The organism is Microvirga pakistanensis, assembly GCF_004458765.1.
Lineage (GTDB): Bacteria > Pseudomonadota > Alphaproteobacteria > Rhizobiales > Beijerinckiaceae > Microvirga > Microvirga pakistanensis.
Genome location: NZ_SPJX01000510.1, coordinates 165,926 through 178,273 on the forward strand (window position 1 = coordinate 165,926; position 12,348 = coordinate 178,273).

At 65.7% G+C, this 12,348-nt stretch carries 12 protein-coding genes; 8 read left to right on the plus strand and 4 right to left on the minus strand.

All coding sequences use genetic code 11. The features are described 5' to 3' along the window. The 6 genes from E4K09_RS23205 (at window position 1) to nagA (ending at window position 6,253) form a co-directional block, all read left to right on the plus strand. Window positions 1–1,575: an ABC transporter permease subunit gene (locus E4K09_RS23205; RefSeq protein ID WP_134500055.1), complete on the plus strand. Its 1,575-nt coding sequence runs from the start codon at window positions 1–3 to the stop codon at window positions 1,573–1,575. Next, a complete protein-coding gene (locus E4K09_RS23210; RefSeq protein WP_134500056.1) occupies window positions 1,562–2,263 on the plus strand; it encodes a thiamine ABC transporter ATP-binding protein in 702 nt (233 codons plus the stop codon). The genes E4K09_RS23205 and E4K09_RS23210 overlap by 14 nt, the downstream gene beginning before the upstream one ends. Before the next feature lie 151 nt (window positions 2,264–2,414). Beyond that, entirely contained in the window at window positions 2,415–3,296 is an 882-nt protein-coding gene (locus E4K09_RS23215; RefSeq protein ID WP_134500057.1) for a glucosamine kinase nucleotide-binding domain-containing protein, read from the plus strand. Continuing rightward, the gene (locus tag E4K09_RS23220) at window positions 3,293–4,078 is read left to right on the plus strand and encodes a GntR family transcriptional regulator (protein ID WP_134500058.1); all 786 of its coding nucleotides are present in this window, start codon (window positions 3,293–3,295) and stop codon (window positions 4,076–4,078) included. Before E4K09_RS23215 ends, E4K09_RS23220 begins: the two co-directional genes overlap by 4 nt. After that, window positions 4,071–5,117, plus strand: a complete 1,047-nt coding sequence (locus E4K09_RS23225) for an SIS domain-containing protein (RefSeq protein ID WP_244610648.1) — start codon at window positions 4,071–4,073, stop codon at window positions 5,115–5,117. Before E4K09_RS23220 ends, E4K09_RS23225 begins: the two co-directional genes overlap by 8 nt. Beyond that, window positions 5,117–6,253 carry an N-acetylglucosamine-6-phosphate deacetylase gene (gene nagA, locus E4K09_RS23230; RefSeq protein ID WP_134500060.1) on the plus strand — a complete coding sequence of 379 codons (1,137 nt, stop codon included), beginning with the start codon at window positions 5,117–5,119 and terminating at the stop codon, window positions 6,251–6,253. The genes E4K09_RS23225 and nagA overlap by 1 nt, the downstream gene beginning before the upstream one ends. Here the strand turns inward: nagA and E4K09_RS29385 are convergent. The 4 genes from E4K09_RS29385 to E4K09_RS23245 all read right to left on the minus strand — a co-directional run bounded on the left by E4K09_RS29385 (window position 6,250) and on the right by E4K09_RS23245 (window position 10,040). Beyond that, window positions 6,250–6,696 (minus strand): GNAT family N-acetyltransferase, encoded by a 447-nt coding sequence (locus tag E4K09_RS29385; protein WP_166802464.1) that lies wholly within the window; start codon window positions 6,694–6,696, stop codon window positions 6,250–6,252. The genes nagA and E4K09_RS29385 overlap by 4 nt on opposite strands. Further along, entirely contained in the window at window positions 6,693–7,520 is an 828-nt protein-coding gene (locus E4K09_RS29690; protein ID WP_193557344.1) for an ABC transporter permease, read from the minus strand. Before E4K09_RS29690 ends, E4K09_RS29385 begins: the two co-directional genes overlap by 4 nt. 3 nt (window positions 7,521–7,523) lie before the next feature. Further along, on the minus strand, window positions 7,524–8,471 hold the full coding sequence (locus tag E4K09_RS29695) for an ABC transporter permease (protein ID WP_193557345.1): 948 nt from the start codon (window positions 8,469–8,471) through the stop codon (window positions 7,524–7,526). Window positions 8,472–8,540: 69 nt separating this feature from the next. Continuing rightward, window positions 8,541–10,040, minus strand: a complete 1,500-nt coding sequence (locus tag E4K09_RS23245) for an ABC transporter substrate-binding protein (RefSeq protein ID WP_134500062.1) — start codon at window positions 10,038–10,040, stop codon at window positions 8,541–8,543. Window positions 10,041–10,178: 138 nt separating this feature from the next. On the opposite strand from E4K09_RS23245, the gene E4K09_RS23250 reads away from it, so the two are divergent. Beyond that, the gene (locus E4K09_RS23250) at window positions 10,179–11,276 is read left to right on the plus strand and encodes an anhydro-N-acetylmuramic acid kinase (protein ID WP_134500063.1); all 1,098 of its coding nucleotides are present in this window, start codon (window positions 10,179–10,181) and stop codon (window positions 11,274–11,276) included. Window positions 11,277–11,281: 5 nt separating this feature from the next. Further along, complete coding sequence (locus E4K09_RS23255; RefSeq protein ID WP_134500064.1) at window positions 11,282–12,307, plus strand: serine hydrolase domain-containing protein; 1,026 nt, start codon at window positions 11,282–11,284, stop codon at window positions 12,305–12,307. Window positions 12,308–12,348 lie beyond the last annotated feature (41 nt).

Below are 12,348 nucleotides of genomic sequence, written 5' to 3' on the forward strand. Positions count from 1 at the left end.
ATGAGGGGAAAGCTGCCGCATCCCGGAAGCCTGGTGGCCTTTGCCCTCCTGGCCCTGGTTGCGGGCGGCTTCGTCGCACTCGCGGCAATCGGCGGAGAGAGGCCGACGCTTCTCTCCATCGGTCCCTATCTCTGGCGCGTGCTGGCCTTCTCGATCGTTCAGGCCGCTCTTTCCACTCTCCTGTCGCTGGCTCTCGGACTTGCGCTGGCGCTGGCCCTGGCGCGCCGCCGTTTCCCGGGACGCGGCATGGTTCTGGCGCTTCTGGGCACCACGATGGTCATCCCCACCATCGTGGCGGTCTTCGCCGTCTTCGCCGTCTATGGGCGGAGCGGATGGGCCGCCGAGATTGCCGCCCTTCTCGGCTGGAACAACAGTTTCAGCATCTTCGGCTATCCCGGAATCCTGATCGCGCATGTGTTCCTCAACGGACCCTTCGTGGCGCGCATTCTTCTCGATGCCTTGAGCCTCGTGCCGGCCGAGCACTGGCGGCTCGCCTCGGCCTTCGGATTTTCGCCCGCGCATGTTTTCCGCCATCTCGATTGGCCCGTATTGCGCGCGGAACTGCCGGGCCTCGCGGGACTCGTGTTCCTGCTCTGCTTCAAGAGCTTCGCCATCGTGCTGGCGCTCGGCGGGGGACCGAGCCGCTCCACCCTCGAAGTCGCCATCTACGAAGCCCTCAAGATCGATCTCGACTTCGGGCGCGCGGCCTGGCTTTCGCTCATCCAGCTCGCCATCTGCCTGACGCTGACGGGCGTTCTCAACTGGGCCTTCACGCGGCCTCCGACCGCACACACGGTCCGAGGCCTGATCCGGCGTCCCGATGCGCGAAGCGGTGCCCTGCAACTCCTGGATGCCGTCATTCTCACGGCGGCTGCGCTTTTCATCGCGCCCTTGGCGTTCAGCCTGCTGAGCGGATTGAACGATATTCCCGATGTCGTCGATGCGGACCTCCTGCGGGCCTTCGCGACGAGCATGACGATCGCCGTCATCGCGGCCATGATCGCCTGCCTTCTCGCCCTTGCTCTTGCGTCCGCCGCGCGCCGGTGGCGCGTCACCCTGCGTTCGCCGCGCGTCGCAGCCTTCTACGATTTCCTCCCCAATACCCTGCTGGCCGTGCCGCCCTTCGCGTTGACGGCCGGCCTGTTCCTCATCCTGCGGCGCTTTGTCGATCCTTCAGCCGCAGGCATCATCCTTCTGCCGCTGATCAACGGTCTGGCCGCCATGCCTTTCGCCTATCGCTCCCTCGCCCCCCGTCTCCTGACGGCAGAGGAGCGCTACGGCCGCGTTGCCGCGTCGTTGGGCGTCATCGGCGCGAACAAGCTCATGATCATGGATTGGCCCCTGATCAGGCGCCCGCTCGGCGCTGCCTTCGCCTTGGCCATGGCGCTCTCGTTCGGCGATTTCGGGATCATCGCCCTCTTCGGCGGGCAGGATCTCGTCACCCTTCCCTATCTCCTCTTCGAGCGCCTGGGGTCATACAGGCTCGATGAAGCCGCGGCGATCGGTCTCTTCATCGTGCTCGTCGCCTTTACCCTCGCTCACATGTCGGGCCGTTTGTCTCATGCTGGTGATTGAAGACTGCCGTCTCACATGGCCGGATTTCACGGCCGATTACTCCATGACGGTGCAAACGGGCGCCCTCTGCGCCATCATCGGGCCGTCGGGCGGCGGAAAGACCACCTTGCTGCACATGATCGCCGGGTTCGAGATCCCTGAGAGCGGACGGCTCACTTTCGACGGGGTCGATCTCCTGCCCCTCGAACCGGCCAAGCGCCCCGTGGCCATCGTCTTTCAGGATCACAACCTCTTTCCGCACCTGAGCGCGGCGCAGAATGTCGCCTTGGGGATTCGCCCATCGCTGCGCATGTCCGAGGATGAGATCCGGCTCATCGACGAGATGCTGGAGGCGGTCGGCCTGAAGGGCTTCGGAGGGCGCAAGCCCGGCGAGATGTCCGGCGGCCAGCGCCAGCGGGTGGCGCTGGCACGCGCCCTTGTCTCGGGTCGTCCGATGATCCTCCTCGACGAGCCCTTCAGCAGTCTCGACCCAGGCCTTCGGCGCGATATGGTCCAGCTCGTCGGCGATCTGCGCCGCCGACGTCCTGTCACGATCCTCATGACGATCCATACACCCGAAGATGTGGCCTCTCTGGCCGACCAGATGGTGTTCGTGGCCGACGGCAGGGTCCTGGCATCGGATAGCCCCTCGGCCATCCTGGGAGGCACCCTCGCGTCCAGGATCGCCGCTGCCGTCTCGGATGGCTGATTCCCTTGAACCGCCTGCCGCTTCGAGCATTCATCAAGGGTTCCAGGCCTGAAAGGTCCGGGCACGGCATTGCCGTGCCTCTTCCAGAACTGGACATTAAGTGGCATCATGCCGGCCTGATCTTCGGCCCTCTCGAGAGCTCCCCTTCCTTATGCGCAAGTCCTTTTTCCTCGGCATCGACGGCGGCGGCACGAAATGTCGGGCGCGGCTGCGCGATGCGGATGGAGCATTGCTCGGGGAGGGCTCCGGCGGCCCTTCGAACATTCGCCTCGACCCCGATCTGGTCTGGAACTCCATTCTGACGGCCTGCCGCGAGGCCCTGAGCCAAGCCGGGCTCTCGGACAGCGATCTTGGAGCCGTGCATGCGGGCATGGGAGCCGCCGGCGCGGGGCAGGCGAGCGCCGTCGAGCGGCTCCTGTCCCGCCCGCACCCCTTCGCGTCCTTTGCCATCGACACGGATGCGCACACGGCGTGGCTCGGCGCCTTCAACGGCGGCGACGGTGCCATCCTCATCCTGGGCACGGGGTCCTGCGGCTATGGCGGGGTTGGCGGGCAATGCCGCTATGTCGGCGGCTGGGGCTTCGAAATTTCCGACGAAGGCAGCGGCGCCGCCATGGGGCGGGAGCTTCTGCGACGCTGCGTCTGGGCGCACGACGGGCGGATTCCCTCCACGCCGCTCTCGGAGGCCCTCCTCGCCGAGTTCAGCCATGATCTGGAAAAGCTGATCGACTGGGTCGGCGCTGCGCGCCCCAGCGATTATGCCCGATATGCGCCGCTCGTGCTCGACTATGCCAACCGGCGCGATCCGCTCGGCATCGCGCTGGTCGAGGATGCCGCCGCCGGGGCGACACGCATCGCCATGCGTCTCCTGGAACTGGGCGCGCCGAATCTGTGCCTGTTCGGCGGCCTCGCGGAGCCCCTGCTCCCATGGATGCCGCCGCCGATTCAGCAGACCATCGTGCCGCCGGCAGCGGATGCCCTGGACGGAGCCATTCTTCTCGGGCGGAGCGCCGCCTCGCGAGGGCGGGCATGAACGACCACGCGACAGCGGCGGCTCTCACCCTTCCCCTCGACGAGAGCAACCCGACACCGCTCTATCTGCAGCTTCAGCAATCCATCGAGGAGGCCGTTCGCAAAGGTTCCCTGAAGGCGGACGACGCACTTCCCGGCGAGCGCGACCTGGCCAGGCAGCTCGGCATCTCGCGCGTCACGGTGCGCAAGGCCATCACCGGGCTGGTCAAGAAGGGCGTCCTTGTCCAACGCTGGGGATCCGGCACGTTCATCGCCCCGCAGATGCGCCTGGAGCAGCCGCTCTCGCGCCTGTCGAGCTTCACGGACGACATGTCGGCGCGCGGCCTGCAATCGTCCGCCATTCTGCTGAGCCGCTCCACAGGACAGGCTTCGACCGATGAGCTGATGGCGTTGGGCTTGTCGCCGGGCGAGACGGTGAGCCGCGTCAATCGCCTGCGCATGGCGAACGGCATTCCCATGGCGATCGAGCATGCGGTTCTTCCCTCCCGCTTTCTGCCCGATCCGAGTCTCGTGAAGCAGTCGCTCTATGCCGTGCTGCACGAGCAGGGATGCATGCCCGTCCGGGCCCTGCAGAGGCTTCATGCGGTGCTGCTGAATGAGGAACAGGCGTCCCTGCTCCACGTTGCACCCCAGAGCCCGGCCCTTTACATCGAGCGCCGCTCGTTCACGGCTGCGGGCGAAGTTGTCGAGTTCACCTCGTCTTATTACCGGGGCGATGCCTATGATTTCGTGGCCGAGTTGACCATCGCCCAGCCCGAGCGGATCCATCATGATGATGCCTGACCTTAGTTCTCCCACCATGACCGCCATGCTGAGCGAGGCCCGTGAGGCGCCGCAGGTCGTGGCGCGCCTACTCGACAGCAATGCGCCCCTGTGCCGCGATCTCGGCGAGCGTCTTCGCGAATCGCCGCCGCCCTTCGCGGTCACCTGCGCGCGCGGCAGCTCGGACAATGCGGCAACCTTCATCAAGTATCTGCTCGAGATCCATTCAGGCCTGGTGACGGCCTCGGTCGGACCGTCCGTCACGTCGGTGTACGAGGCGCGCCCGCGCATGCGCGATGCGCTCTTCCTCGCCGTCTCCCAATCGGGACGCAGCCCCGACATCCTCAATCTGGCGCAGGCCGGGCGAGCCGACGGAGCGCTGACGGTTGCGCTCGTCAACGATACGGCGTCGCCTCTGGCCTCCACCTGCGAAGTCGTGCTGCCGCTCCATGCGGGCCCCGAGAAGAGCGTGGCGGCGACGAAGTCCTTCATCGCGGCACTGGCGGCAGGGTTTCAGCTCGTCGCGCATTGGTCGCAGGATCAGGAGCTGCTCGCGGCACTCGACACCCTGCCGGAGGTTCTCGACAAGGCGGCCGCCATCGAGTGGTCGGCGGCGCTTCCTAGGCTGGCCCGGGCCGACAATCTCTTCGTCGTTGGGCGCGGCGTCGGGTTTGCCGTTGCGCAGGAAGCGGCCCTCAAGCTGAAGGAAACCTCCGGCATTCATGCGGAGGCCATGAGCGCCGCCGAACTGATGCATGGCCCCTGGACCCTGGCGGGCGATCACTTCCCGATCCTGGTCTTGAGCCAGCGCGACGAGACCCTGGACGGAGTGAACGACCTCGTCACGAAGCTCAACGAGCAGGGTGTTCCCGTCGTCGTCGCCGGTGCGGCCGAAGGCCCTGCGACCGTGATGCTTCCCTCGGTCGAGAACGCGCATCCCTATCTTGCTCCGATCGCCATGATCCAGAGCTTCTATCCGCTTGTGAATGCCATCGCTCTGGCGCGCGGCCGCAACCCGGACAATCCGCCGCGTCTGCGCAAGGTCACGGAGACGGTCTGATGCCTCTTGCCCTGACAGGAGCTCGAATCTTCGATGGAGCGCACATGCTCGAGGGCCGTGCGGTCGTCATCGAGAATGGCCGCATCGTCGCCGTTCCGCCGGAGCGCGACCTCGGCGCGGGCGTCAAGCGACGCCCGCTGGCGGGCCTGCTCGCACCTGGCTTCATCGACGTGCAGGTGAATGGCGGCGGCGGCATCGTGTTCAACGATGCGCGCCACGTGGAGGGCCTCAGGACCATCGCCGCCGCGCACCGGAAATACGGAACAACGGGTCTGCTCCCAACTTTCATCACCGATACGCGCGACAAGATGGCCGAGGCCGTCGAGGCCGTGCGTGCCGCGCTTTCCATGCGCGTCCCAGGGGTGCTCGGCATTCATGTCGAAGGTCCCTTCATCAACCCCGCCAGAAAAGGGGTGCACAATGCAGCCTTCATGCGGCCCATGGAGGAAGCGGATCTCGACATCCTGACATCGCTGAAGGAGGGCCGCACCCTCGTGACGCTCGCCCCCGAGTGCAACCGCATGGAATTCATTGCCCAGCTGGCGGCGGCAGGCATTCTCGTCTGCGCCGGCCACACGGCGGGCGATTACGATACGGTGATGGAGGCCTTCCGCCACGGGCTCAGGGGTTTCACACATCTCTACAACGCCATGCCACCCCTTGCCGGGCGAGAACCCGGACCGGTGGGAGCGGCTCTCGATATTCGCGACGCCTGGTGCGGCATCATCGTCGACGGGCACCATGTCAGCGACGCCTCCCTGCGTCTCGCCATCGCGGCGAAGGGAACCGAGCGCATGATGCTGGTGACCGATGCCATGGCGGTGACCGGCACGGACATGAAGACCTTCGACCTTCACGGCCGCACGATCTATCGCCGGGAAGGCAAGCTCGCGACAGAGGACGGAACGCTCGCCGGCTCCGACCTCGACATGGCTTCGGCCGTTCGCAACGGCGTGGAGAGGCTCGGCCTCGCCCTGCCGGACGTGCTGCGCATGGCCTCCCACGTGCCTGCCGCTTTCCTGAGGCTCGATCACGAACTCGGGCGCATCGCTCCGGGCTACCGGGCGGATCTCGTGCTGCTCGACGAGGGGCTGCATGTGCAGGACACCTGGATCGGCGGCGAGGCGTCCTCCTAGACGGCTGCGCCCTTCCCGTAGAGCACGAAGCTGCGCATCGTTCCTGCGAACTCGCGCTCATACATGCGGGTGACGCGCCAGCCATGCCGTTCATAGAAGCGCCGCGCACCATGATTGTCGCGAAAGCATTCAAGGCTTCTCGCGCCCCGGGCTTCGGCCGCCTCGAGAAGTTGAGCGCCCCCGCCTTGCCCGATCGCGGCAGGGTCCATGAACAACATGTCGATATGGCCGTCTGTCATGAGCAGGAAGCCCAGAGCATCGTCCTGCCGCGCGACGACCAGCATCCGCTCCCATGCGCTTGTGAAGCGCTCGGCAAAGTAAGCCGCATCGCGGCTTGCCACAGCGTCCGGTTCCAGGATCGTCGCGAACGCGGCGCGATAGGAGCGTGCCGCGATCTCCGCGAGCCGGGAAATATCATCGGCCTGTGCCTGACGCACGATCACGGCTGCCCCCTCAGGCGCGGATCGAGCGTGTCGCGCAAGGCATCCCCCAGCAGGTTGAAGCCGAAGGACAGGAAGAGAATGGCAAATCCGGCGAAGATCGCGCTCCAGGGCGAAAGCATGAGGAAGTTGCGGCCTTCCGAGAGCATGAGACCCAGTGACGGCGTCGGCGGCTGCGTGCCGAGACCGAGGAAGGAGAGCGACGCCTCCACCAGAATGGCGGCGGACAGCAGAAGGCTCGTCTGGACGAGGATGACCGATGCGAGATTCGGAAGAATATGAAGGAAGATGATGCGCCCGTCGGAGGAACCGATGGCGCGCGCGCCGGCCACGAACTCGCTCTCGCACAGCACCAGCGCGGGTCCGCGCAGGAGCCTTGCGAAGATCGGGGTATAGACGACGGCGATGGCGGCGGCGGCGCTGTACGTATGAGGTCCGAGAACGGCGATGATCCCGATGGCGAGCAGCATGACCGGGAAGGCGAACAGCACGTCCATGAGGCGCATGATGATGCGGCCGAGCCAGCCGCGATAATAGGCCGCGACGAGCCCGAGCGCTCCACCCGCCAGCAGAGCGACGCCGACGGCGAGCACGCAGGCGATCAGGGACGTGCGATAGCCGTAGAGAATGCGGGTGAGCACATCGCGTCCGAGCTGATCCGTGCCGAGCCAGTTGAGATCGCTCGGTCCTCTCAGGCGTCGCGCAACGCTCTGGGCCATGGGATCGTAGGGCGCGATCAGAGGCGCTCCGACAGCGAGAATGAGCTGGGCCGCAACGAGCAGAACCGCGAAGGCGAGGAGCTTGTTCCTGGTGAGTGACCTGACCACCGTTCAGGCCCTCACGCGCGGGTCGACGAGGATGTAGAGGAAGTCGACCAGGAAGTTCACGAGCACGAAGCCTGCCGTCACCACCAGGATCGTCGCCTGGATCAAGGGGTAATTGCGCTCGGCAATGGCCCCGAGGATCAGGCGCCCGAGACCGGGAATGGCGAAAACCTGCTCGACCACGATGGCGCCACCGAGAAGGTAGCCTGTCATGATGCCGACGGAGGTCAGGAATGGGATGAGCGCGTTGCGCAGGGCATGCTTGTAGACCACGCGCCGCTCCGGCAGGCCCTTGGCCCGCGCGGTGCGGATATAATCCTGCCCCAGCGCATCGAGCATGGCCGAGCGCACGAGGCGCGAGAGATTGGCCAGGATCGGGAGCGCGAGCGCAAGCGACGGCAGCAGCATGCGCTGAAGATTGCCGATGGGATCCCCTGAGAACGGCACATATCCCAGCGACGCGAAACCCGGGGCCCAGGCCGAGAGCAGGAGGATCATGACGATCCCGAGCCAGAACGACGGGATCGTGAGGCCCGCGATGGCGCCGATGCGCATGGCGACATCCGCCGCGCCGCCGCGCGTCTGCGCCATCGCGCACCCGGCGGGAACGGCCAGGGCCGCACCGATGACGAGCGCCAGAACGGTGAGCTCGAGCGTCGGCCAGAGATGGAGGATGATTTCATCGGCCACCGGACGGCCCGTCCAGAGCGAGGTGCCGAAATCTCCCTGCAGGGCGGATCCGGCCCACAGCAGGTACTGCTCGACGATCGGGCGGTCGAGGCCGACGCGACGGTTGAGTTCCGCCATCCGTTCCGGCGTGATCTCGGTGTTCGCCCCCAGCATGATCGCCACCGCATCGCCCGGGATCAGACGGATCATCAGGAACACGATGATCGATACGCCGAAGAGCACGATGACGAGATCGATCAGACGGGCGAGCAGGACGCGGCTCATCGACGACAAACTCTCCTGACGACAAAAAATGCACCGGCACGGCAAGCCACCGCGCCGGTGCCGAAGGGATCAGTAGGAAGCGCTGCGCAGCAGCATGAGCGAGCGGTTCGGCATCACGTCATAGCCCTTGAGCTTGTCGTTCATGGCCGAGAACAACGTGCCGTAGGTCAGATGCGCAACCGGCCCCGTGCAGGCGAGCTTCCTCTGCACTTGGTCATAGGCCTTCTTGCGCTCGGCCTGATCCGGCAAGGCTCGGGCTTTGTCGAGCAAGGTGTCGATTTCCGCATCCGAATACTTGAACACGTTGGTCGAGCCGCCCGTGCGGAAGGTGCGGTAGAAATACTCGTCCGGGTCGGGCTGGCCCGCATTGATGGAGGCGAACATGTCGAAGTTGCTGTTGCGCCAGTCCTGAATGAACTGACCCTGCTCCTGATTGATCAGCTCCACCTTGAAGCCCGCCTTGTTCAGCTGCTCCTGCACCACCTGGGCGATGTCCTTGATGTCCTGACGCGGCAGGACCTTCATGGAGACGGCGACCGGCATCGTGACGCCAGCCTCCTTCAGAAGCGCCTGCGCCTTCGCCGGATCGTGCGCGTAGCAGCCGAACTCCTTCACGTCGAGCGCCCAGGACTTGAGCGCCGGCGAGAGAGGACCGCCCGGCACGCCCGCGCCGAAGAGCGCTGCATCGACGATTTCCTGGCGGTTGAGGGCGTAGTTCACGGCCTCCCGCACCTTCGGGTTGTCGAAGGGCGGCTTCGATACGTTCAGGCCGATCAGCGTGTAGGCGAGATCCATGGTCTCGGCGAGCTTCACGTTCGGCTTGCCCTTGAGCTGAAGAGCCGTCGCCGCGTCGATATGGGGCAGGAGCGCATATTGGCCGTTGGTCAGGCCCACCTGACGGGTGGCCGATTCAGGCACGATGTTGAACTTGAGCCCCGAGAGCTTCGGCAGTCCCTTGTCCCAATAGGCTTCGTTCCTGGTGAGGAGGATATAGCCGTTCGGCTGCCATTCCCGGAATTTGAACGGACCTGTGCCCACGGGATTCTTCTGGAGCGCGTCCTTGTTCGTCTCCATCGCGCGCGGCACGATGGCGATCGTGGAAAGCGAGCTGAGGAGCGCCGCAGACGGTTCCTTGAGCTTCAGCTCCACATTCTGCGGGTCGACGGCGTTGGCGCTCTCCACGGCCGAGAGACGGCTGGCGAGGGGCGAGGCCATGTCCTTGCTCAGCAAGCGCTTCACGGAAGCCACCACGTCCGCCGCCTCCATGGGCGAGCCGTCGTGGAATGTCACGCCCGGCCGCAGCTTGAAGGTGTAGGTCTTGCCGTCGTCCGACACGGTCCACGATTCGGCAAGGCTCGGGATGATCTTCAGATCCTTGTCGACGGCAGTGAGACCTTCATAGATGTTGCCGCTGACCACCATGACGCTCGGGAAGGCGGTGATCAGATGGGGATCGAGACCGGTGGGACCGTTATCCGCTCCGATCTCCAGAACCTGGGCCGAGGCTGCGGCCATCGCCGCCACCATGAAGCCTGCGCCGACTACGCCGCGCAACGTTGACCTGAACATGCGTCTTTTCTCCCTCGGAAGCCGCGGGAAATTTATAGAGCAGGTCGCACCCCCTGTCATGGTCCAATCTCATACCACTCTGGACCACTTGGTGTCCTGTGCTATGGTCCGGAAATGGCCGGAAATCTGGAGGAATCGATGTCGCAACGCCCGCCCGTCAAAGCCATCGGGGTGATCAGCGGAACGTCCATGGACGGCATCGACGTCTCCATCGTCGAGACGGATGGCGAGGCTTTCGTGCAGCCGGGGCCCGGACGCACCTTCTCCTACCCCACCGAACTCAGAAAGACCTTGCAGGATCTGATCGCACAGCCGGAGCGCGCGCAAAGCGAACCGCTCGAAGACCTCGAGCGGGCGGTGACGCAGGCTCACATCGCCGCTATCCGCCGTTTCATGGACGAGACGGGCATCTCCTCCCGGGACGTGAGCCTCGTCGGCTTTCACGGCCAGACGGTCTATCACCGGCCGGAGATCCGCTTCACGCGCCAGCTCGGCATCGGCGCCCTGGTGGCGCGGGAGCTTGGCATCGACACGGTGTACCGCTTTCGCCATGCGGATGTCGCCTCGGGCGGTGAAGGGGCGCCCTTCGTTCCGCTCTATCACCGCGCCCTCGCGAGCCGCCTGCCGCAGCCGGTCATGATTCTCAATCTCGGCGGCGTCGGGAACGTGACCTATATCGACGGCGAGACGGTGATCGCCTTCGACACGGGACCGGCCAGTGCCCTGCTCGACGATTTCGTTCTGCGCCGCAGGGGGCTGAGCTTCGATGAGAACGGCAGACTCGCCGCCTCCGGCACGGTGAACAAAGAGCTCGTCGCCGCGTTCATGAGCAATCCCTTCTTCGACCGCCCTGCCCCCAAATCCCTTGACCGGCAGGATTTCCACGCGCGCGCCAAAGGCGTCGAGGCCCTCTCGGACGAGGACGGCGCCGCAACGCTCGCGGCCTTCACGGTCGAATCCGTCGTTGCCGCCCTTCGCCATGTTCCGCGCGCGCCGCTGCGCTGGCTCGTAACGGGCGGAGGACGCCTCAACGCGCATTTCATGCGCCGGCTTCACGAGCGCCTCGGCGTTCCTGTCGATCCTGTCGAGACGGTCGGCTGGAACGGCGATTTCCTGGAGGCCCAGGCCTTCGGCTACCTCGCGGTCCGCTCGACCCTCGGCCTTCCCCTTAGCCTGCCCACCACGACGGGCGTGCCGCATCCCATGCCTGGCGGCGAACTCCAGCGCGCAACGTGAGATCCATGTCCCTCACGGATGTCGCCCCTCGAGCCTTCGCGCCCGTTGCCGCTGCGATCGAGCGCCGCGACATTCCCGGCGCGGTGCTCGGGATCGTCACCGCGGACGGGCAGCGGGCCGTCTGCTGGAAGGGCCTCGCGCAGATCGAGCCGCATGAGGAGAGCCTCTCGCGCGGGACATGGTTCGACTTGGCCTCGCTCACGAAGGTGATCTTCACCACCACGAGGATCCTGCACTTCGTCGAGGAAGGCCGCGTCAGTTTGGACGATCCGCTGATCACGGCGATTCCGGATCTGCGCCAATACGACATGAACGCCGCCGAGCGGCAGCTCACCTTTCGGCAATGCCTCGCGCATCAGACGCATCTGCCGGCCGTCGAGCCGCTCTACACCTACGGCCAGGAGCCGAACACGTTGCGGGCCTTCATCCTCCAACGCGTCTGGCAGAGCGGTCCGCCGGTCTATTCCGACATCAACTTCATGCTGCTCGGCATCGCCATCGAGCGCATCACGGGACAGCCGCTCATCGATCAGCCGCTTGCGGCGAACCTCTCCTTCCGGCCGGACCCGCGCCTGTGCGCGGCAACCGAACGCTGCACGTGGCGCGGGCGTGTGATCCGTGGCGAGGTTCATGACGAGAACGCCTTCGCGCTCGGAGGCGCCTCCGGGCATGCGGGCCTGTTCGGCACCATCGACGGCGTGCTGGACTTCGCCCATGGCCTTCTCGACGGCTCCGTTCTGTCGGCTGAATCGCTCGAGGCGATCCGAACCCGCCAATCGGAGAAGAGGACCGTGGGCTGGGAGGGATTTTACCCCGGCTGGCACGGGGGTGACGCCTGCTCACCCGCAACCATCGGACATACGGGCTTCACGGGCACCGGCCTCTGGATCGATTTCGAGCGCGGGCTCGCTTGGTCGCTCCTGACCAACCGGGTCCATCCATCCCGCCACAAGGACAGCGGCATCCTGAGCCTGCGACGTGAAACGAGCGAGCGGGTCATCGCGTTGTTCGACGGCCGGACCCGACTTTAAGGATGCCTGCAAAAAGGTGGTGATGCGGACCTTGAGCAGGC

Excerpts from the sequence above, each read along its gene's own strand:
- E4K09_RS23205 (WP_134500055.1), top strand. The coding sequence starts at position 1 with ATGAGGGGAAAGCTGCCGCATCCCGGAAGCCTGGTGGCCTTTGCCCTC.
- E4K09_RS23210 (WP_134500056.1), top strand. The coding sequence starts at position 1,562 with ATGCTGGTGATTGAAGACTGCCGTCTCACATGGCCGGATTTCACGGCC.
- E4K09_RS23215 (WP_134500057.1), top strand. The coding sequence starts at position 2,415 with ATGCGCAAGTCCTTTTTCCTCGGCATCGACGGCGGCGGCACGAAATGT.
- E4K09_RS23220 (WP_134500058.1), top strand. The coding sequence starts at position 3,293 with ATGAACGACCACGCGACAGCGGCGGCTCTCACCCTTCCCCTCGACGAG.
- E4K09_RS23225 (WP_244610648.1), top strand. The coding sequence starts at position 4,071 with ATGCCTGACCTTAGTTCTCCCACCATGACCGCCATGCTGAGCGAGGCC.
- nagA (WP_134500060.1), top strand. The coding sequence starts at position 5,117 with ATGCCTCTTGCCCTGACAGGAGCTCGAATCTTCGATGGAGCGCACATG.
- E4K09_RS29695 (WP_193557345.1), bottom strand. The coding sequence starts at position 8,471 with ATGAGCCGCGTCCTGCTCGCCCGTCTGATCGATCTCGTCATCGTGCTC.
- E4K09_RS23245 (WP_134500062.1), bottom strand. The coding sequence starts at position 10,040 with ATGTTCAGGTCAACGTTGCGCGGCGTAGTCGGCGCAGGCTTCATGGTG.
- E4K09_RS23250 (WP_134500063.1), top strand. The coding sequence starts at position 10,179 with ATGTCGCAACGCCCGCCCGTCAAAGCCATCGGGGTGATCAGCGGAACG.
- E4K09_RS23255 (WP_134500064.1), top strand. The coding sequence starts at position 11,282 with ATGTCCCTCACGGATGTCGCCCCTCGAGCCTTCGCGCCCGTTGCCGCT.